This window comes from Pseudomonas sp. BF-R-30 (genome assembly GCF_019956175.1).
Taxonomy (GTDB): domain Bacteria; phylum Pseudomonadota; class Gammaproteobacteria; order Pseudomonadales; family Pseudomonadaceae; genus Aquipseudomonas; species Aquipseudomonas jessenii.
Window position 1 is genome coordinate 231,550 of sequence record NZ_JAHBDE010000022.1, and the last position, 19,785, is coordinate 251,334.

Consider the following 19,785-nt stretch of genomic DNA (forward strand, 5'->3'; position numbering starts at 1 on the left):
ATGAGAGTTCTCGTGGTGTCGCAGTATTTCTGGCCGGAATCTTTTATTATCAACGACCTGGTCAAGAACTTATCTGCCCAAGGGCACGTCGTAAAAGTTCTTACCGGCAAGCCGAATTATCCGGATGGCGTTGTGTTCGACGGTTATCAAGCTTGCGGATATCAGGAAGAAAGTTACGAAACGACCGTTAGCGTATGCCGTGCGCCGCTTAGACCTCGCGGTTCGTCAGGCGCAAAAAACCTGATGCTGAATTATTTGTCCTATATCGTAAATGGACTGAAATTTTACCCGGACGCTGTAAAGGGTGAGAGTTATGACGCAATCTTTGTGTTTGCACCTTCCCCTATTACGTCAGTCATTCCTGCCATCTATTTGAAATGGAAACTCAAGAGTCATCTTGCAGTATGGGTCCAGGATCTCTGGCCAGAGAGCTTGAGTGCGACGGGATTCATCCGGAATAAATCGGTCTTGCGCGTGGTGGGGTGGATGGTCAGAGGCATTTACGCCTGTGTTGATACTTTACTCGTTCAGTCGAGGGCATTCCTGGAGCCGGTTGCTCGCTATGCTGATCCCGGCAAGGTCGTGTATTACCCAAACTCTTATCAGGACACTCCGCCAGTCTTCGAAGACACCCGGATTCCCGCACCGCTGCTCGCGGAGCTCGAAAACAGTTTCTGTCTCGTTTTTGCCGGCAATCTGGGGACCGCACAATCGGTCGAAACCCTGGTTGAGGTAGCAGACAGGCTTCGCCATCTCTCCGAACTCCGAATTGTTCTAGTCGGCAGCGGTAGCATGCTGAGCTGGATCGAAAGCCAGAAAAAATCCAGAGCATTGGACAACCTTGTCCTTGCCGGCAGGTTTGCGGCAAGTGAAATGCCACATTTTTTCAGTCGTGCCACAGGATTGTTGGTAACGTTGAAGCAAGATGAGGCATTCTCCTATACCATTCCCAGTAAGGTTCAGGCTTACCTGGCAGCAGGGAGGCCGATCATCGCCGCGCTTGATGGCGAAGGGGCTCGGGTCATTCAAGAGGCCAATGCGGGCCTGACGAGCGCGGCGCAAGATGTAGAGGGTATGGCCAGGTGCATCGAGCAACTTTTCCACATGAGTTCAGATGAACGGGAATCGTTGGGGCAGTCGGGCAGGGCGTACTACCTCGAGCATTTCGAAATGGAGCGTCAAAGCGCGCGTCTCGTAGAAATCCTCAGTACCAGGATCAATGAATTGAAGGGTAGCTTAAAATGAAAGTTCTAGTGTTAGGGGTCACCGGAATGCTGGGTAGCACTGTGTTCAGGCAATTCCTTGGACACCCGCGCTTTGAGGTGTGGGGCACTTTACGCAACCCGGGTGGCGCAAACTATTTTTCAGACGATGTTCGCAGTTCGCTGATCAGCAATGTTGATGTGCTGGACCAGGACTCGCTGGTTTCGGTGCTGGCACGGGTCAAGCCGGATGTGGTCATTAACTGCGTCGGCTTGATCAAGCAGCTGGCTGATGCCAAGGATCCCCTTTCAGCACTTCCCATCAATGCCATGCTGCCGCATCGCATTGCCAAGTTATGCGAACTGTCTGGCGCTCGCTTGATTCACATCAGTACCGACTGTGTGTTCTCCGGACGCAAAGGGCTTTACACTGAAGAGGATGTCTCCGATGCGGAGGATCTCTACGGTAAGTCCAAGTACATTGGTGAGCTTCATGCCCAGCCGAATGCAGTCACCCTGCGGACTTCAATCATCGGTCACGAACTGGGAAGCCATTACTCGCTGGTGGATTGGTTTCTATCTCAGAACGGCTCCGTCAAGGGCTACGACAAGGCCATTTTTTCGGGGCTTCCTACCGTGGAGCTGGCGCGTGTCATTCGAGATTACGTGATCCCGAATCCGAAGCTTCAGGGCCTTTATCATGTCTCGGTGGCACCCATTGACAAATTGTCCCTGCTGAAACTGGTGGCAGAAGTTTATGGAAAGGATATCGATATCGTCGCTGACAGTAATCTTTCTATCAATCGTTCGCTGGACTCATCAAAGTTCCAATCCGCGACCGGTTACGTTCCGCCTTCATGGTTGGAATTGGTTAAATCGATGCGCGCGCTGCGTTGATCATTAAATTCAATCAGGTTTTGGATTATAGTTATGTTCGATAATAAAGTTTTGATGATCACAGGTGGCACAGGGTCATTTGGCCATACAGTGTTGAAGCGTTTTCTGGATACCGACGTAAAAGAAATTCGTGTATTCAGCCGTGATGAAAAAAAACAGGAAGATATGCGCATTGCCCTGTCGAACGACAAGGTGAAATTCTATATCGGTGATGTTCGCGATCGCGATAGCCTTGATCAGGCCATGGTCGGTGTGGATTACATTTTTCACGCTGCTGCATTGAAACAAGTGCCTTCCTGCGAGTTCTACCCAATGGAAGCCGTGCGTACCAATGTTATTGGTACCGAAAACGTTCTGAATGCCGCGATTGCTTCGGGCGTTAAGCGCGTTGTCGTGCTCAGTACCGACAAAGCTGTTTACCCAATCAATGCCATGGGTATTTCCAAGGCCATGGCTGAAAAACTGATGGTGGCCAAGTCGCGGATGATTCCGGCAGCGGGACCTGTAATCTGCGCAACTCGTTACGGCAATGTCATGGCCTCGCGCGGGTCAGTGATTCCGTTGTTTATCAACCAATTGCAAAATGACGAACCGCTGACTGTCACCGATCCGAACATGACCCGCTTTCTGATGTCGCTGGAGGACTCTGTCGACCTGGTGCTGCACGCTTTCGAGCATGCCGAGCAAGGCGATATTTTCGTTCAGAAAGCACCTGCCTCGACAGTCGCGGACCTGGCGCAAGCGCTGAAGGAACTGTTCTCTCGCGATAATACTGTCAAGGTCATTGGCACCCGTCATGGCGAAAAACTCTACGAGTCGCTGATTTCCCGTGAAGAAATGGCCAAAGCCAAAGACATGGGGCGTTACTATCGAATCCCAGCTGACAATCGCGACCTGAACTACAAGAAGTTCTTTGTTGAGGGTGAGCAGGAGATCTCCGACCTTGAAGATTACACCTCGCATAATACCGATCGTCTCGATGTCGAAGGTGTGAAGAAAGTTCTTTTGAATCTGGAATACATTCAGGAAAAACTTGATGCTTAAGGTCATGACGCTAGTTGGCACGCGACCAGAGCTTATCAAGATGAGTCGTGTCATTGCGGAGCTGGATAAGCATGTCAACCATGTGTTAGTCCACTCTGGCCAAAACTATGACTTCGAATTGAATCAGGTATTTTTCGACGAGCTTGAAATTCGAAAGCCTGATTACTTTCTGGGTGCCGCAGGTGATACGGCTGCCAAGACCATCGCCGAGGTGATTTCGAAGGCGGATGAAGTATTTGAAGCTGAACAGCCGGACGCGCTTCTGCTCTATGGCGATACCAATACCTGTCTAGCAGTCATTGCCGCCAAGCGCCGCAAGATACCGGTATTCCATATGGAAGCCGGCAATCGCTGTTTCGATCAGCGAGTTCCCGAGGAACTGAATCGCAAGGTGCTCGATCACCTGAGCGATATTAATATGGTTCTGACCGAGCATGCCCGGCGTTATCTGATCGCAGAAGGGATTCGTCCTGAAACCATCATCAAGACCGGTTCGCACATGGAGGAAGTGCTCGACTACTACATGCCGAAAATTCTCACGTCCGACGTGCTGGTTCGAGAGAGTCTGGAGCAGGACAAATTCTTCATCGTCAGCGCTCACCGAGAGGAAAACGTCGATACACCGGAAAACCTCCGAGATTTGCTCAAGACGCTGCGAGCTTTGGCCGACGAATATCAGTTTCCGATCATCGTGTCCACTCACCCCCGGACCCGCCAGCGTCTGGAGGCGATAGGCGAATCGCTGGATCACCCGTTGATCCGCTTTTCCAAGCCGTTCGGTCTGCTTGACTACATCAAGTTGCAGATTTCCGCGTTTTGCGTCCTGTCCGACAGTGGCACTATTACTGAAGAAGCTTCTCTGCTGAACTTGCCTGCAATTACTATCCGTAATGCACATGAGCGTCCAGAGGGCATGGACGAAGGGACACTCATTATGAGTGGCCTGAAAGTGGATGGCGTTCTTAATGCCGTACGTGTGGTAACCAGTCAGCATGACCGTGATCGGCGTGTCATTCCCGTGGTCAGGGATTACCAGGCAGGTCCTGTGTCCAAGCAGGTGGTTCGGGTCGTATTGAGTTATACCGACTACATCAACCGTACTGTCTGGTCGAAACCCTGAGCGGCGTCGAGGTTTGAAAATGCGTGTTTTATTGACAGGTGCCACGGGTTTCGTAGGCAGTGCTGTCCTGGGCCGGTTAGCGGCTTCTGAAGATCTGGAACCGGTGGCAGCAATTCGTGGGCATGCCTTGCCCGACTGTCCGGCGAGCGTTACAACTGTTCGAACCGCCGGGCTCGATAGTGATGCCGATTGGTCGCAAGCGCTGGATGGGGCGGAAGTCGTCATTCACAGCGCGGCGCGTGTCCATGTCATGAATGATACCGAGTCCGATCCGCTGGAGGCGTTCCGCAAAGTGAACGTCGAAGGCACGCTGAATCTTGCGCGGCAGGCGGCCGGCCAGGGCGTTAAACGTTTTGTGTTCATCAGCTCGATCAAGGTGAATGGCGAAGGCACGCCGCTCAATAAACCCTATCTTGCAGATGCTCCACCCGCGCCAGCGGACCCCTATGGCGTTTCAAAAATGGAGGCCGAGCAAGGGCTGCGGGAAATCGCTACTGACTCAGGGATGGAGGTCGTGATTATTCGTCCTGTGCTCGTTTACGGCCCGGGTGTTGGGGCCAATTTCCTGAACATGATGCGCTGGCTGGACAAGGGGGTGCCGCTGCCATTCGGGGCTATCCATAATCGACGCAGTCTGGTCGCGCTTGATAATCTTGTTGATTTGATATTGACCTGTACTCGTCACCCTGCTGCGGCGAACCAGACTTTCCTTGTCAGTGATGGGGAAGATCTGTCTACGACGCAGCTGTTGAGGCGAATGGGGCAAGCGCTGGGCAAACCCGCACGATTGTTTCCTGTACCGAGTGTGCTACTTGAGCGAGGAGCGCAGATTTTAGGCAAGCAGGGTTTATCGCAACGGCTTTGCGGGTCGTTGCAAGTTGATATAAGCAAAACTCGAAAATTGCTGGGCTGGACTCCTCCCGTCAGTGTCAATGAAGCTCTTTTGTCGGCTGCGAACTACTACAAGGGCAGGCAGCGATAAGCTGGCTAACGACAGTGCTGGTTCAATTGCAAAATTGATTTTGGCTGTTTCAGGAAGTTGACCTTTGAACACAATCTGGTTGTTGGCGGCAGTGGTTGGCGTTTCATTTTTGGCCACGGGTGCGTTGCGCCAATATGCTTTGGCACGCAGCTTGATAGATATTCCGAATTCACGAAGTTCACATTCGGTCCCGACACCCCGGGGTGGAGGTGTGGCCATTGTCCTGAGTTTTCTGATTGCGTTACCGGCACTAGTCTGGACAGATGACATGGCCTGGCCCATTGCGTTGGCTCTACTTGGAGCCGGTGGGTGGATTGCAGTCATAGGCTTTCTTGATGACCACGGACACATTGCTGCCCGGTGGCGCCTGCTGGCGCATTTCGCTGGTGCCATCTGGGCATTGTTCTGGATCGGCGGCATGGCCCCGATCAATGTGTTCGGTTACGAAATAAGTCTGGGATGGTTTGGTTATGTCATCGGGGCTTTGTTTCTGGTCTGGATGCTCAACCTCTACAACTTCATGGATGGCATTGATGGTCTGGCGAGTGTCGAGGCTATTTGCGCCTGTGTCGGCGCTTGTCTGGTGTATTGGATTGGCGGCCATCCGAGTCTCTCCATTCCCCCGTTTGTGCTGACAATGGCCGTACTCGGTTTCCTTGTCTGGAATTTCCCGCCAGCGCGTATTTTCATGGGCGATGCCGGGAGTGGTTTTCTAGGAATGGTGCTGGCGGTGTTGGCCTTGCATGCCGCATGGACTGCCCCGGTGTTTCTGTGGGCATGGCTTATCCTGTTGGGAGTTTTCATTGTTGACGCTACCTTTACCTTGCTGCGCCGCCTGTTGCGTGGTGACAAAGTCTATGAGGCTCATCGCAGCCATGGATACCAGTACGCTTCACGGAAATTCGGCAGCCATCGTGTGGTCACAGTCGCAATAGCCGCTATCAATTTGTTGTGGTTATTGCCGGTCGCTATATTGGTTGTCATGCAGTATCTGGATGGTGCGACAGGATTGATTCTTGCTTATGTGCCGTTGGTGGCGCTGGCTTCCAAATTCCACGCTGGCGAGTTGGAAATCGCGAACAATGCGTGATGGTTGCTCTGGCTATCACGAAATGTCTGGTCCACAAAAGATGCCAAAAGCTGTAGTTGCTGTATCAATGCTAGGGGCTTCGAGAGGTGTTTAGAGGGGTTATGGATAAGATTCGGGCACATTTATTAAGTCTGCCAAGACGACATAAGCGCATTTTGCAGGTTCTGACTGATATTTTTCTGGTCTGGTTTGCCTTGTGGATGGCATTTGTTGTACGTCTGGGGCTAGACGAGATTGTCAACCCTCTCACTCAGCATGTTTGGCTTTTTGTCAGCGCGCCTGTCGTGGCAATTCCTTTGTTCATCCGCTTTGGCATGTACCGCGCGGTGATGCGGTATTTCGGCAATGATGCACTTATTGCCATTATCAAGGCTGTCACATTATCCTCCCTGATCCTAGGCGTCTTGGTGTACTGGTACAGCAATCATCAGAACATCGTTCCCCGCTCGATCATATTCAACTACTGGTGGTTGAGTCTGATCATGATCGGGGGATTGCGCTTGGCCATGCGCCAGTATTTTATGGGTGACTGGTTCAGCGCGGCTCAGCATGTCCCGTTCACGAACAGGGATGACGGCTTGCCAAAAGTTGCGATTTACGGTGCGGGGGCCGCAGGCAATCAACTCGTTGCCGCCTTGCGAATGGGGAGGGTCATGCGACCTGTTGCCTTTATCGATGATGATAGCGGTATTGCCGACAGGGTTATTTCAGGGCTGCAAGTCTATAAGCCTAAACATATCCAGCAAATGATCGAGAACACGGGCGCTCAGGAAATTCTCCTTGCCATCCCGTCGTCCAATCGTGGTCGCCGCCGCGAGATTCTTGGTTTTCTCGAAGGTTTCCCTCTGCATGTTCGGAGTATCCCGGGGTTCATGGATCTGGCCAGTGGCAGGGTCAAGGTCGACGACATCCAGGAAGTAGACATTGCTGACCTGCTCGGCCGTGATGCTGTTCCGGCCCAAGGGGAGTTGCTTGAGCACTGCATCAAGGGGCAGTCCGTTCTGGTCACAGGTGCCGGAGGCTCCATCGGCTCCGAACTCTGCCGTCAGATCCTTGAGCTCGGGCCCACGACACTTTTGTTGTTTGAACATAGCGAATTCAATCTCTACAGCATATTGTCCGAGCTGGAACAGCGAATTGCACGAGAGTCATTATCGATCCGTCTTTTGCCAATCCTGGGGTCCGTGCGCAACCAGGAAAAACTTCTCGATGTGATGAAATCCTGGCACGTGGATACGGTGTATCACGCAGCAGCCTACAAGCACGTGCCAATGGTCGAGCATAATATTGCCGAAGGTTTGCTCAACAATGTGATTGGCACGCTCAATACAGCCCAGGCCGCACTTCAGGCAGGTGTCTCCAACTTTGTATTGATTTCGACCGACAAGGCCGTGAGGCCTACCAATGTAATGGGCAGTACCAAGCGTCTTTCCGAGCTGACGCTGCAGGCGCTCAGTCGAGAGTTGGCGCCGGTATTGTTTGGTGACACGACCAACGTTTGTCGGGTGAACAAGACGCGCTTCACGATGGTGCGGTTTGGAAACGTTCTGGGTTCGTCCGGTTCGGTTATTCCGCTATTTCACAAACAGATCAAGTCGGGGGGGCCACTGACGGTCACCCACCCAAAGATCACTCGATACTTCATGACCATTCCCGAAGCCGCGCAGTTGGTTATTCAAGCGGGTTCCATGGGGCAGGGCGGTGATGTTTTCGTATTGGACATGGGGGAGCCTGTGAGGATTGTCGAGCTCGCCGAGAAGATGATTCATTTATCTGGTTTGAGTCTCCGTTCGGAAAAAAACCCGCATGGCGATATCTCTATCGAGTTCACGGGCCTGCGTCCGGGTGAAAAGCTTTATGAGGAATTGTTGATTGGTGACAACGTGGCTGCCACTCAGCACCCGATGATCATGACCGCTAACGAGGATTACCTGCCCTGGGATGTGCTGAAGGTCAAGCTGACCGAATTGCTCCGCGCCGTTGATCAAGACGATTATGCGCGTGTTCGCCAATTGTTGCGCGACACGGTTAGTGGCTACACCCCGGATGGTGAAATCGTCGACTGGATCTACCAGCAGCGACGCCTGGAACCCTGATTGTTTCATATTTTGCAATGTACATATTTTTGACGGCGCCATTACATAGCCTAAGTTTGAGGAGCAGCTTCGGAAAAGCTGCTTTCTAAAACGCCGTCATGGGGCTTCAATTATGCGTACAGGCTATTTCTACTCTCTGTTTTTTGCTCTTCTCACCAGTGTTCCCATCGTTGCTTTCGCTGCTCCAGCGACCAGTCCTGAGGTGGTCAAAGCACCTCAGGTACTGGATGTGGCCGCCAAGGAACGTAATACTCCTTACTCCAGCCTACGATGTGTTTTATACTGTTTCGCCAGGACGACAGAAAGGGCGCAGGTTCTTTGCGCTGATCAGAACACTTTCTGATAAAGTTTTAGACTCCTATTGGGTTAAGTAGGCGTACTGAGTAGATGTATTATGCTTTTTTAGCTATTTTAAATTTTTTATGGTGTCTGTTCGAATAGTAGGGCTTGGTTTGTTTGTGCATTTAATGAGTGAATCATCTTGAGTGCTGTGATAAATGATGCTGAATGCGAAGTTCGCGCTACCATTGAACAGCATATTGTGGCGATAGGTGGGGCTGGTGTTGTTGGTCAGCATTTACTCAGGTCTTTAGTTGATTACAGCAAAGAGTTCGAAATTGTTTTCGAGGTCCATCGAAGTGAACCACGTTGGTTAACAGAATCGTCTATACAGGTCAGATATTTTGACTTGGATGATAGCGTGTCATTAGAACAAATTTTGAATCGCGGCAGTATTGTTTTTAATTTGCTGCGGCCAGACGGCACCAGATGGTTCTTGTCTGCGATCAAGAATGTTTTGCGCGCTTGCGGAAATGCACGCGTTAAACGTTATATCCATGTTTCAAGTATTGACGTTTTTGGAGCAAGCCAAGACAGCATTTGTACTTCGGCGTCACAGATTGTGCCTAACACGCCTTATGAGCGTGAGCATGCCGCTGCTGAGAAGCTTGTGTGCGCAGTCAATGCCGAGCATTTCGAAATTTTGATTTTGCGTCTTGGCGCGGTATTTGGTATCGGGGGATTAAATGTTATTTCATTCGTAAGGGAAGTTTCGAGTGCCCCCGGCTGGAAACTCGCATTGCGTCGTTCATTGTACGGTGCGCAACGAATGCATTTGGTCAGTGTTGAAAAAGTAGTTTTTTTGTTTATTACAACTACAGCGCCAATAGTTCAATGGAGAGTTATTGTCGTGACTGAAGATGGCGACGCCGATAATAATTTTGCTTATCTCCAAGATTGTTTGCTGGAAGTATTTAATCGTACTGCAGTTTTGCATATACCTTTCCTTCCCTCGCGAGTGCTGCGTTTGGTGTTAAGTGTCAGGGGGATTAGTAATGCCGATCCAATGCGCAGCTTTCATGAGGGTCGATTGTTGCAACTTGGATTGTCTGATTTTTCACTGTTCGTCAATCGCCTTAATGGTTGTTTGAGTCACTTGAGGGCAACGGTATGAATGTTTTATTGATTAATATTTCTCTTGATGCACAACGTGGAGGTGGAACAGCGGAGCGCACAAGACATTTAGCCAATACCCTTGCGGATAAAGGCTGTTGTTGTCAAGTCATCGCGATGTCCGGTGATTCCTGGCAATCAGAATTTAATAGTCGAGGTGTTAAAACTTACATTACAGGAAAAATTGGTCACCGCTTTCCAATCCCATTGGTCAATTTTATACGACTGTGGAAAGCGGTGAAGTCTGCTGACATTATCCATATCATGGGCTATTGGAATTTGCTGAGCATTATTGCCGGCTTCTTCGCCGGGATCGCGCGGACGCCTTATGTGCTTTGCCCTGCGGGTGAATTTGCTTCTATCGGAAAACCTCGCCCAGTTATGAAGCTATTTCATTTATTGCTTGGTAAATCGCTTATAAATAGAGCGTCTGGGTTTATTGCAATTACTCAGTTGGAACGGGTACTGATTGCAGATATTACAGGTTTTTTGCAAGAGCGTATCCCGGTGTTTCCGAATGGGGTGGCGGAACCCGCGTTAACTCAAAAGCGTACACTGCAGTATCTACCTGAAGAGCCGTATATTTTATTTATGGGTAGGCTTGCCCCCATAAAAGGCCCTGACTTACTAATTAAAGCCTATCTCTCCACGAAGGCAGCCCACCATTATCCTTTAGTGCTTGCCGGGCCAGACTTTGGAATGCAAACTGAACTAGAAGCCTCTTTGATTGGTCATGAAGTATCTCATCAAGTTCATTTTATTGGATTTCTCAATGAAGCCCAGCGAAATGAAGCTTATCAACATGCATTGATGCTTGTCATTCCCTCTAGATCGGAAGCCATGTCACTTGTTGCTCTGGAGGCCGGAATTACAGGTTTGCCGGTATTACTCACAAGTACATGTGGCTTTGATGAAGTACAGGCGATCAACGGGGGGGCCGTAGTCGATCCGACAGTTGCTGGCATCAGTAGAGGACTTCAGATTATGCTTTCAGAGGTCGACGATTTGACGCTTAAAGGGCAGCGACTTAAATCGTTTGTGATCGATCATTATAGTTGGCATGTAATCGTAACTAATATGGTCGATTATTTTGAGGATTTTACTCGAGATAATTAAAGTGGTGCTTTAAAGTGAAAGTCAATTGATTGTTTTTGTTTGTTTGCTATCAATCTCAGCGCGATTAATCCCATAAGAAAAGCGGTTGTCTCAATCACGAAAAACAGGAACGCTTTTGGTGAATTCACTTGCACTATTAGATATGCCATTGCAACGCCGATGGTAGCACTTGTCATTACATTATTTAGTAGTCGCTTGGCGGCAAGCTCGATGCTATAATTCAAGAAGAATAATAGAGCCGTGCCAGCTAAAGCACGAGATAATTGCCACTGTAAAATAATCCTGCTATAGGGTCAGGGATTGTCATGAATGTAACGTTTTCGAATTTTTCATACTTTGCATCAGATATTCGCTGATATATTGATTGTGTACCTTGTGCTGGAACTTCCTTTAAGCCTCTCATAAAAAGATTTAAACCTAGAGTGCTGTTTTCGAAATAATTCTTCTGCTGTCTTGGCTGCGCTCTCCTTATCATCCAGCGCTCCATGAACCCCACATTCAAAGCGCTTAGCTGATCGGATGCTGTGCTCCCGACTCCCTCAGGAGCCAGCCCGCCATGATGCGACCCGATGCCAAAGTCGAAAAAGTCTATCTCTACCCCAAGCCCGTCGACTTTCGAAAATCCATTGATGGCTTGGCCGCGCTCGTCGAGCTGGATATCAAAGTCGCAGTATTCGACCCCCGTGCTTTTCGTTTTCCTCAACAAGCCGCGCAACCGCGTGAAGATTTTGTATTGGGAACGCAACGGCTTGTGCCTCTGGCTCAAGCGCCTCGAATCCGAGCGTTTCAAAACAGCGCCCGATGCCACTGGCGAGGCGATTGTTCTGACCGTTCAGGAACTGAACTGGTTACTGGATGGTTTTGATCTCTGGCGCAACCGCCTTCATCAGGTTTTGACACCGCGATTCGTGGCCTGATTCGGTATAATCCAAGGCATGATTTCCATGCCCGAAAACCTCCCTGATGATCCTGAATTGCTCAGGCAGATGCTTGCGAAGATGCAGTCCAGAGTCGGTTTTCTCGAAGAAGAAAACGCACTGCTGCGTCAGTGCCTATTCGGACGTAAGTCCGAGCAAACGGCTGATTCGGCAACGCCGCAGTTGGCCCTGTTCAATGAAGCGGAAAGCGTCGTAGAGCCCATCGATGAAGCCGCTGAAGAGGAAGTTGTTGCGCCGACCCAGCGGCGTGGCAAGCGAAAACCGCTGCCGGCCGATCTCCCTCGCATCGAAGTCATTCATGAACTGCCCGAGAATGACCTCGACACGCGGCAGCTCAGCCGACAATGCCTTACGTTTGCCTCGGCGCGGCACCGGGGAAACGACTTCTTCTTCAGTGTCGCCGATCAATGGCAACGGCTCGCTTTCGGGCTATTGAACAGTGCAAGTTGTGGCGTATTGGGTTCCGCTGTCTGCTCGGGCGTACGCCCGAACAAGCGGTCGCGCAACAGTTTGATCTGTTCTTTCAGGTCGACGATGTGAACCTGATAAGACTGGGCAACTTCTTCTTGGCGATTGAGTGCCTCAAGCAGCATCTGCTTGAGCAAAACGGGGTCATCAGGAAGATCGTTGGGCAGAGAAATCATGGCCCGGATTATACCGGTCAGGCTACGTAGCGTGGGGTCAAAACCTGGTGAGGACGGTTGCGCCACAGGTCAAAACCGTCGAGCAGCCAGTTCAGTTCCAGGACGGTCAGAACGATCACTTCATCGCTGAGATCAGGCGATGTTTTGAATCTCTCGGACTCCAAGTGCTTAAGCCAAAGGCAGAGCCGTTGCGCTCCCAGTACAAAATCTTCACGCGGTTACGGAGCTTGTTGAGAAAGACGAAGAGCACGGGATCGAACACCGCCACTTTTATGTCCAGTTCGACCAGCGCAGCGAGGCCATCAATGGACTTTCTGAAGTCCACGGGCTTGGGGTAGAGATAGACTTGTCGGGTCGCATCATGGCGAGCTGGCTCCTGAGGGAATCGGGAGCACAGCATCCGGCATCAGCTAAGCGCTTTGAATGTGGGGTTCATGGAGCGCTTACTTTACTTCTCCACGCTCGATTCGGCCCTTATAGCTGCGGTCGATGGTGCAAGCCAACGCCAGAGCATCCTGAGAAATCCGGCAGGCCTTCCTCTCCGCCCGGATGCGCTCCCCTAGCACCTTCGCCACCTTATCCATGACCGCCTCAATTCCACTCGAGGCAGCACTATCGTGTGTTTGCGGATGCACGAGCCACGGACTATAATCCGAATTTTTAGCTATTTGGTCGATATGATTTTGGATACATACCTGAGGTGTTAGCAACTTATCGAATTTTGCCTGTTAGCGCATCGCATTTTTCTACCGATGCGGGGAGGGTTAGTTTTGATAGAAATACGTATAAAGTTGCTGTTTGTTTTAATAATTGTTATGGTAAAATAATTGATGACTCCTTAATCATGAGTGGGCTACTTTTACTCACTGTTTTGTTTTTTCTTACGTGTGGGTAAACCGATCATTGCATTCAGGTATTTTAATTGCTCCTTTAAGTTTTTGTTTTCTGGGGGGGGGCAGGCGCAATATTACGAATGTGCGGAAGTTAGTTGCTTTTTGGGAGAGATGGATTCGCTGTAAGTGCATCTTGTTTTTATGTTGCTGCTGGGGCTAGGGTTGTAGTTTTTCTGGAAGCTTCATGTTGTCAAAATAATTATCCGGTTTGATATTTTATTTTTACGTTAAGGATTAGGTTGGTTGGTTGGTTTATTGATTGATTGATTGAGGTAGGTATCAGAGCGATAGCGGAATACGTAATGGTTTTATTTTAATTGTATTGAAATCAAATTAACTAATAAGATGTTTAATAATTTATGTCTAGAGCTATAGCGTGTGTGACTGGCGGAACCGGCATGGTTGGCCGAAGAATTGTAAGTGCGCTGCTAGAAATTGGCTATGACGTCAGAGTTTTGAGTCGTCAATATCATGCAGATGAGCCTAATGTAACGCACTACAAAGGTGATGTGAGTGATGAGTCAATACTTGTCAAGTTCATTGCTGGTGCTGAATCGGTCTTTCACTGTGCTGCTGAGCTAAATATATCTTCAGCTATGTGGCAGGCGAACGTAATAGGCACGGAGCAAATTTTGAAGGCGTGTCGCGCTGAAAAAATTAAATACTTTTGTTATATGAGTAGTGCTGGTGTTGTTGGCAGAACCAATCAAAAAATTATCACTGAAGACACGCTATGTCATCCGCAGGATGATTATGAGCATAGCAAGTTGGCTGCGGAAAAACTGGTTAAACAAGGTATTAACGGCGCCAGCGTTGTCATTCTTCGTCCTACTAATGTTATTGATTCGGATCGGCCGGGAGCACTAGGCTTAGCAATACACGCTAATATTGTAAGTCGTCTAAAGCTATTTATAAAAGGTGCCGAGTGTGCTCATATTGTTCATGCGGATGATGTAGCGGCTGCTGCTGTTTTTTTCATGGGCAAAGAATTTTTATCTCCTGAGTGCTTTTTTGTTTCATGTGATCATGAACTGCTTAATACGTATGCTGGTTTATGGGCGCTTTATCAAGCTGCTAAAGCAGGCTTGCCGGCTGGAAAGCTTAATTTTCCATTGTGCCTGCCTATATTTGTGCCATATCTCGTGCGAAAAATGTTTAGAGGCACTGGAAATAAGGGCGATGTGAGATACTCATCGGATAAATTAATTTCGTATGGATTTTATTTTAGCTGTGGATTGACAGAGATCGTTCGGCGTTTTGCAAGGTAGTTGTCGCGTCAGCCGTGTTTTTTATGCCGCCATTTTCAGTACCGGCTGTCATCGTCCTCCTGACCCACTGTTAATGGGAGAATCGCCAGGCTCCTGTCATCCTGCAGCATTTCCCCCCAAGTTCGTTTGCGTGACGGTCGCGGTAGGAATGTAAGCGCTCCATGAACCCCACATTCAAAGCGCTTAGCTGATGCCGGATGCTGTGCTCCCGATTCCCTCAGGAGCCAGCTCGCCATGATGCGACCCGACGCCAAAGTCGAAAAAGTCTATCTCTACCCCAAGCCCGTGGACTTCAGAAAGTCGATTGATGGCCTCGCTGCGCTGGTCGAACTGGGCATAAAAGTGGCGGTGTTCGATCCCGTGCTCTTCGTCTTTCTCAACAAGCTCCGTAACCGCGTGAAGATTTTGTACTGGGAGCGCAACGGCTTCTGCCTTTGGCTTAAGCGCTTGGAGTCCGAGCGATTCAAAACATCGCCTGATCTCAGCGATGAAGTGATCGTAAGCGCTCCATAAACCCCACCTAGCTAAAGGTGGGCTGAGCGTTTAGCCATACACCTGAAGTGTACACTTCCACGGCAGCAGGGCTTCGTAGTCTTCCACTGACGAAGCATGCGGCAACTGCTCCAGCGCGTGGCGCAGCCAGGCATAAGGCTCTTGGCCGTTGGCTTTGGCGGTCTCGGCCAAGCTGTAGAGCTGGGCACTCGCCGTCGCGCCTCTGGGCGTATCGCTGAACAACCAGTTCTTTCTTCCGATCACGAAGGGCCTGATCGCGCGTTCAGCTGGGTTATTGTCGATCGGCAAGTAGCCCTCCTCGACATACCGTTCAAGTTTGCTCCAGTTGTTGGCCAAGTAGGTCACAGTCTTGCCAAGTGCGTTCTGTGTGGTGACACAGGGGGGCGTTTTATCGACCCAGACTTTCAGTTCGCTCATCACACTGCGACTTAAATCCTGACGGCCTCTTTTGCGCCTCTCATCGCTACTGTCTTTATAGGCGTTCTCGATGCCGTATAGCTTGCTGATCATCTTCAACGCCATGTCCGCACGTCCCGTCCTGCCTTTGGGCTGCACTTTTTGCGCTTCAACAAACTTGCGATGTGCATACGCCCAGCACCCTAAACGCTCGACGCCAGTCTGCGCGCCCAGTGCGTTGTAGCCGGCGTAATCATCGGACATCAAATAGCCGCGATAGCCTTCGAGCAGGTGCGTCGGCACCTCCTATGCACGGCTGGTTGAGTAGTCGAAAAGGATCACCGGTTTGTCGGGCGGACCGCCGGTCTGCACCTACATCCAGGACTGGCTGCTCGGCTGTCGGTCTGGCTCTTTCAAGGCCTGCACGCGGGTTTCATCGCAGTGGATGACGCGGCTTATTAGCAGTTGGTCGCGCATCAGATTCAGCAGAGGCTGAAAGTGCTCGCCGCACTGGATGACCCAGCGAGCCAAGGCCTGGCGCGGGATGTCGATGCCGTGACGGCTCAGCACTTTTTCAAAACGGTGAAGCGGCAAACCGTCCACGTACTTGGTGGTCAGCAGCATGGCCAGCACGCTGGGGCTGGCCATGCTTTTTTCGATCAACTGGGCTGGTTTGTCTGCCGTTATCGGTGCGCTCTCGCAGTCGCGGCAGCCATACACCATGCGCACGTGTTTGATGACGCGGATCTGCATTGGCACGATTTCAAGCTGTTCGCTGACTTCATCGCCAATGACGTGTTTGCGGCAGCCGCACATACAGGTCAGTTCATGTTCGGGCAGTTCATGGATGATTTCGATGCGCGGCAGATCGGCAGGCAATGGCTTGCGTTTACCGCGTCGACTGGCAGGTGAAACCACTTCTTCTTCAGCCGCTTCGTCGAGGGGATCCTCTCCGTGCTCAGCCTCGTTGAACAGCGCCAGTTGCGGCGTCGCGGGATCGACCGTTCGCTCGGATTGTCGGCCAAACAGTCGTTGGTGCAGCAGCGCTACCTGTTCTTCCAGAAAGCCGACTCTGGATTGCATCTTCGCAAGCATCTGCTTGAGCAATTCGGGGTCGTCAGGAAGGCGGATGAGGGCGGTTACGCCAGAGGTCGAAACTATCCAATAGCCAGTTGAGTTCCTGCACCGTCAGAGCAATCGCCTCGTCGCAGGCATCGGGCGATGTTTTGAAACGCTCGGATTCCTGGCGCTTGAGCCCAAAGGCAAAAGCCGTTTCGCTCCCAGTACAAAATCTTCACGCGGTTGCGAGGCTTGTTGAGAAAGACGAAAAGCATGGGGGGCGAATACCGCAACCTTGATATCCAGTTCGACGAGCGCAGCTAGGCCGTCAATGGATTTTCGGAAGTCTACGGGTTTGGGGTAGAGATACACTTTTTCGACTTTGGCGTCAGGTCGCATCATGGCGGATGGGCTCCAGCAAGAAATCGGGAGCACAGCATCTGGGGTCAGGTGGTGGGGTTGAATGTGGGGTTCATTGAGTGCTTACGGTTGTTTGGGGTAAGAACTCAAGTGGAGCATATATCCGACTCGGATACCTGACTTCATACCCCGGCCATACGGTAGGTGGGGTTTATGGATCGGTTTCAAAAGACAGGAATGAGTGAGTGATCTGAGCGCTTTGGATCGACTTGCCACTTTCAAAATCGGCGGTGGCCGAAGTCAGCCAGAAACATATAACTACTTCAGACCTTCCCTAAGTCTCTGGAACTTGACCAAGGAGATCGCTGGTGAGGTTGTGGCGATCGGCAAGATAGTCGTGCAGAGAATCTTCGAGTTGGGTTGTCGACAGGAAACATTCAAAAGCAGCTCGGCCGCTAAACTAATCCACAGTTGCTGATGCAGAAATCAACAACTTGCTGTAGTTCAAATTTCAATTGGCAGAGTGGGTCAATTTTCCATCAGCGCCAACACCCAACCTATCAAGTTTTCTCACAGCCAGCCTAATAAACTGCTCGGCAACTATTTTTAAACAAAAAATCAAAACTTAGGAACAATATCAATGTACGGAACCAACGGATATAAAAAATTAGACAGCGGATACCTTATCAGCACATTTATATTTGAAATAAACAAGCACAAAAACAACAGTAAATACAGAATATATCTAAAATCATCCCTTATACTTACTCTCAACATAAAAACGCTAAAAACAACAAAAGAAAATTGCCAAAGCCTATCACCTATAGCTCCAAGAGACGTAGCAAACACCAAAGCAGACAATGCAGGAACTGAAGAAATTAAAAATGGCAACAAAGTCCTTCCTTCAAGACCCATTGATTCCAAGACATATTTTCTCGACGACACGACTTTATAGAAAAACCCCCCAACTAATAATATGCCCGCCAATGAAATACTATTAATCCCAACCGACTCAACATATTTGCCACTGTAGTCTTCCATTTTACTTACATTCAATAGAGTAAGAGCGTTGGCAACAACTAACCCACTCACCCCCAATCCGATCCCTGTCAAGGCAAGCCTTAACGCACTTTGACTGAAAAAATTATAGAACAACCAAAAAAAACAAAAAAAACAAAAAACAAAAGCCGCCTGCACGTGAAATGCAGTAGAAGAAACCAAGAGAGCAAAGCCAATAAGTTTTCTATCTTTTAAAAGGCAATAACCACCAAAAATAATTAAAGTCAAAGCACAACCGGCGCGTATTGCATTAGCCTCAAACAATGTAATCGCGTAAATATTTATCAGCACGATCCAGGCCCAATTTATACCAAGCCTTCTCATGATGAAAACCCTCGTCATTAGCGATATCGTAGCAATTAACGCGTAGACCAACTCTGGGCTTTCAGTGATAAAAAACAGAGCTCTCACAAACAGTACAAAACCAACCTCCAACAGGCCTGAAGGGGGAACACTTACGTAAATAATTGGCAAATTACTTTGCAGCGATAAAAAAATATCACTCAGCTGCATTTTTTGTATGGCGTCAAAGTAGCCTATATAAAAAACATAATCATATGAAAAACTTTCCCGCGCAGAATAAAACGAGCAGAAAGCCAGTATTGAAAAGAGCACATATAAATTAAAATCAAAAAGACTTCGCGCCGCAGAATAAACGGCGCGATACCCTTGCTGTTTATCTTGCACTTAATTACACCTTACCTAACAATGACAAGAGCCTTAAATAAATGCTGGCCTTAGCACTCTGAAAATAAACACTCGGATTAATTGCGAACATAACCCTCCGGCGAAAGCTACTATCGTGATTGCAATACCTATCAAGAATCACATAGTTTTCCTTGCTAAGCGACTTGCCAAAAAACTGCATAAATTCTTCGGCCTGAGCGCGGAACGGGCTAACATTTGACAACCTGGAAAATCGTGAAATAATTTTCTTCTTTAAAGACCTTGAAGCTCCGATTACATTACTACCATGCTGTCTATATTTTATCGTAGGATACTCACTGTAGATAAGTTTCCCGAATGCAGAAATCACTAAATACACCCATGCATCATGCATAACAGCATGGCTAGGCCTTACCGACCTGATTATCTTAAATGCTTGTTCATTCATTAGAATTGATGCGCCACTCGCGACAGATTCAACGATGGCATTTTTAAAGTTCAAACCCTTTCTAGGTACTTTTGAGTAGCCTATAGGGCCTAAAGACTCATCAACAATCTGTAATCGTGTAAAGACAGCAACGGGAATACCATTCCCCTCTTTCTTCAACAGGTCTACAGAATGCTTGATTTTGTCAATCACCCAAACATCATCAGCATCTGAAAATCCATAATAATCCCCGACAAAATCACAGCAGAAAACTGCTTCAATAAACGATTTGCACGCACCTAAGTTTTTTCCCTTCTGTATAAACACCCTGTCATCATTGGCATATTTTTCACTAATCAAACTAACTGTACTATCAGTTGAGCCATCATCTCTGATCCAAAGCTTTACATTTGCCGACTCCTGGCGAAGTATGCTATCGATTTGCTCAACTACATATTTCTCGCCATTGAACACCGACATAATTATCACAACATCATGAACTTTCACATCAAACTTCCTATAGCGGCGTCAATTAAATTCAACCTGGCATAGCAAAGTCGAAA

The 19,785-nt window shown here is 49.2% G+C and carries 15 protein-coding genes and 8 pseudogenes; 15 read left to right on the top strand and 8 right to left on the bottom strand.

Annotated elements, in window-relative coordinates; all coding sequences use genetic code 11:
- From KGB20_RS13775 to KGB20_RS13830, 13 genes and pseudogenes are all read left to right on the top strand, one after another.
- Entirely contained in the window at positions 1–1,245 is a 1,245-nt protein-coding gene (locus KGB20_RS13775) for a glycosyltransferase family 4 protein (RefSeq protein WP_223532535.1), read from the top strand.
- Positions 1,242–2,099 carry a dTDP-4-dehydrorhamnose reductase family protein gene (locus KGB20_RS13780; RefSeq protein WP_223532537.1) on the top strand — a complete coding sequence of 286 codons (858 nt, stop codon included), beginning with the start codon at positions 1,242–1,244 and terminating at the stop codon, positions 2,097–2,099. Before KGB20_RS13775 ends, KGB20_RS13780 begins: the two co-directional genes overlap by 4 nt.
- Before the next feature lie 33 nt (positions 2,100–2,132).
- Complete coding sequence (locus tag KGB20_RS13785; RefSeq protein WP_223532539.1) at positions 2,133–3,143, top strand: polysaccharide biosynthesis protein; 1,011 nt, start codon at positions 2,133–2,135, stop codon at positions 3,141–3,143.
- Positions 3,136–4,263, top strand: coding sequence for a non-hydrolyzing UDP-N-acetylglucosamine 2-epimerase (gene wecB, locus KGB20_RS13790; RefSeq protein WP_150812250.1), 1,128 nt, complete (start codon positions 3,136–3,138; stop codon positions 4,261–4,263). The genes KGB20_RS13785 and wecB overlap by 8 nt, the downstream gene beginning before the upstream one ends.
- A gap of 19 nt (positions 4,264–4,282) precedes the next feature.
- Positions 4,283–5,245 (top strand): UDP-glucose 4-epimerase family protein, encoded by a 963-nt coding sequence (locus tag KGB20_RS13795; protein WP_223532541.1) that lies wholly within the window; start codon positions 4,283–4,285, stop codon positions 5,243–5,245.
- 64 nt (positions 5,246–5,309) lie between these two features.
- A complete protein-coding gene (locus KGB20_RS13800; RefSeq protein ID WP_150812252.1) occupies positions 5,310–6,335 on the top strand; it encodes an MraY family glycosyltransferase in 1,026 nt (341 codons plus the stop codon).
- 101 nt (positions 6,336–6,436) lie between these two features.
- On the top strand, positions 6,437–8,431 hold the full coding sequence (locus KGB20_RS13805; RefSeq protein WP_223532543.1) for a polysaccharide biosynthesis protein: 1,995 nt from the start codon (positions 6,437–6,439) through the stop codon (positions 8,429–8,431).
- A gap of 112 nt (positions 8,432–8,543) precedes the next feature.
- A pseudogene (locus tag KGB20_RS13810) lies at positions 8,544–8,672 on the top strand (competence protein ComEA); the annotation flags it as partial.
- Between the two features lie 249 nt (positions 8,673–8,921).
- Entirely contained in the window at positions 8,922–9,884 is a 963-nt protein-coding gene (locus tag KGB20_RS13815; RefSeq protein ID WP_223532622.1) for an NAD-dependent epimerase/dehydratase family protein, read from the top strand.
- Complete coding sequence (locus tag KGB20_RS13820; RefSeq protein WP_223532545.1) at positions 9,881–10,999, top strand: glycosyltransferase; 1,119 nt, start codon at positions 9,881–9,883, stop codon at positions 10,997–10,999. The genes KGB20_RS13815 and KGB20_RS13820 overlap by 4 nt, the downstream gene beginning before the upstream one ends.
- 559 nt (positions 11,000–11,558) lie before the next feature.
- Positions 11,559–11,633, top strand: a pseudogene (locus KGB20_RS29030) (IS66 family insertion sequence element accessory protein TnpB); the annotation flags it as partial.
- On the top strand, positions 11,629–11,916 hold the full coding sequence (gene tnpB / locus KGB20_RS13825) for an IS66 family insertion sequence element accessory protein TnpB (RefSeq protein ID WP_263293087.1): 288 nt from the start codon (positions 11,629–11,631) through the stop codon (positions 11,914–11,916). The pseudogene KGB20_RS29030 and the gene tnpB (KGB20_RS13825), both read left to right, overlap by 5 nt.
- Before the next feature lie 18 nt (positions 11,917–11,934).
- Positions 11,935–12,258 (top strand): annotated as a pseudogene (locus KGB20_RS13830) (transposase domain-containing protein); the annotation flags it as partial.
- Here KGB20_RS13830 and KGB20_RS13835 read toward each other — a convergent pair.
- From KGB20_RS13835 to KGB20_RS13845, 3 pseudogenes are all read right to left on the bottom strand, one after another.
- Positions 12,250–12,581 (bottom strand): annotated as a pseudogene (locus KGB20_RS13835) (transposase domain-containing protein); the annotation flags it as partial. The pseudogenes KGB20_RS13830 and KGB20_RS13835 overlap by 9 nt on opposite strands.
- 17 nt (positions 12,582–12,598) lie before the next feature.
- Positions 12,599–12,981: pseudogene (gene tnpB, locus KGB20_RS13840) on the bottom strand (IS66 family insertion sequence element accessory protein TnpB).
- 49 nt (positions 12,982–13,030) lie between these two features.
- Positions 13,031–13,165 (bottom strand): annotated as a pseudogene (locus tag KGB20_RS13845) (helix-turn-helix domain-containing protein); the annotation flags it as partial.
- Between the two features lie 689 nt (positions 13,166–13,854).
- Between KGB20_RS13845 and KGB20_RS13850 the strand changes: the two are divergent.
- Complete coding sequence (locus tag KGB20_RS13850; RefSeq protein WP_317850883.1) at positions 13,855–14,742, top strand: NAD-dependent epimerase/dehydratase family protein; 888 nt, start codon at positions 13,855–13,857, stop codon at positions 14,740–14,742.
- 234 nt (positions 14,743–14,976) lie between these two features.
- Positions 14,977–15,255: an IS66 family insertion sequence element accessory protein TnpB gene (gene tnpB / locus KGB20_RS13855; protein ID WP_223532549.1), complete on the top strand. Its 279-nt coding sequence runs from the start codon at positions 14,977–14,979 to the stop codon at positions 15,253–15,255.
- Between the two features lie 30 nt (positions 15,256–15,285).
- Here tnpB (KGB20_RS13855) and tnpC read toward each other — a convergent pair.
- The 5 genes and pseudogenes from tnpC to KGB20_RS13875 form a co-directional block, all read right to left on the bottom strand.
- Positions 15,286–16,746: pseudogene (gene tnpC / locus KGB20_RS13860) on the bottom strand (IS66 family transposase).
- A 62-nt stretch (positions 16,747–16,808) separates the two neighbouring features.
- Positions 16,809–16,985 carry an IS66 family insertion sequence element accessory protein TnpB gene (gene tnpB / locus KGB20_RS29105; RefSeq protein WP_317850884.1) on the bottom strand — a complete coding sequence of 59 codons (177 nt, stop codon included), beginning with the start codon at positions 16,983–16,985 and terminating at the stop codon, positions 16,809–16,811.
- Positions 16,986–17,028: 43 nt separating this feature from the next.
- A pseudogene (locus KGB20_RS29110) lies at positions 17,029–17,112 on the bottom strand (IS66 family insertion sequence element accessory protein TnpB); the annotation flags it as partial.
- Positions 17,113–17,688: 576 nt separating this feature from the next.
- Positions 17,689–18,816, bottom strand: a complete 1,128-nt coding sequence (locus tag KGB20_RS13870) for an EpsG family protein (protein ID WP_223532551.1) — start codon at positions 18,814–18,816, stop codon at positions 17,689–17,691.
- A 4-nt stretch (positions 18,817–18,820) separates the two neighbouring features.
- On the bottom strand, positions 18,821–19,729 hold the full coding sequence (locus tag KGB20_RS13875) for a glycosyltransferase family 2 protein (protein WP_223532553.1): 909 nt from the start codon (positions 19,727–19,729) through the stop codon (positions 18,821–18,823).
- Positions 19,730–19,785 lie beyond the last annotated feature (56 nt).

What these genes read in the sequence shown, in the direction of transcription:
- KGB20_RS13775 (WP_223532535.1), top strand. Translation starts at nt 1, where the DNA reads ATGAGAGTTCTCGTGGTGTCGCAGTATTTCTGGCCGGAATCTTTTATT.
- KGB20_RS13780 (WP_223532537.1), top strand. Translation starts at nt 1,242, where the DNA reads ATGAAAGTTCTAGTGTTAGGGGTCACCGGAATGCTGGGTAGCACTGTG.
- KGB20_RS13785 (WP_223532539.1), top strand. Translation starts at nt 2,133, where the DNA reads ATGTTCGATAATAAAGTTTTGATGATCACAGGTGGCACAGGGTCATTT.
- wecB (WP_150812250.1), top strand. Translation starts at nt 3,136, where the DNA reads ATGCTTAAGGTCATGACGCTAGTTGGCACGCGACCAGAGCTTATCAAG.
- KGB20_RS13795 (WP_223532541.1), top strand. Translation starts at nt 4,283, where the DNA reads ATGCGTGTTTTATTGACAGGTGCCACGGGTTTCGTAGGCAGTGCTGTC.
- KGB20_RS13805 (WP_223532543.1), top strand. Translation starts at nt 6,437, where the DNA reads ATGGATAAGATTCGGGCACATTTATTAAGTCTGCCAAGACGACATAAG.
- KGB20_RS13820 (WP_223532545.1), top strand. Translation starts at nt 9,881, where the DNA reads ATGAATGTTTTATTGATTAATATTTCTCTTGATGCACAACGTGGAGGT.
- tnpB (WP_263293087.1), top strand. Translation starts at nt 11,629, where the DNA reads ATGGCTTGGCCGCGCTCGTCGAGCTGGATATCAAAGTCGCAGTATTCG.
- tnpB (WP_223532549.1), top strand. Translation starts at nt 14,977, where the DNA reads ATGATGCGACCCGACGCCAAAGTCGAAAAAGTCTATCTCTACCCCAAG.
- tnpB (WP_317850884.1), bottom strand. Translation starts at nt 16,985, where the DNA reads ATGCTTTTCGTCTTTCTCAACAAGCCTCGCAACCGCGTGAAGATTTTG.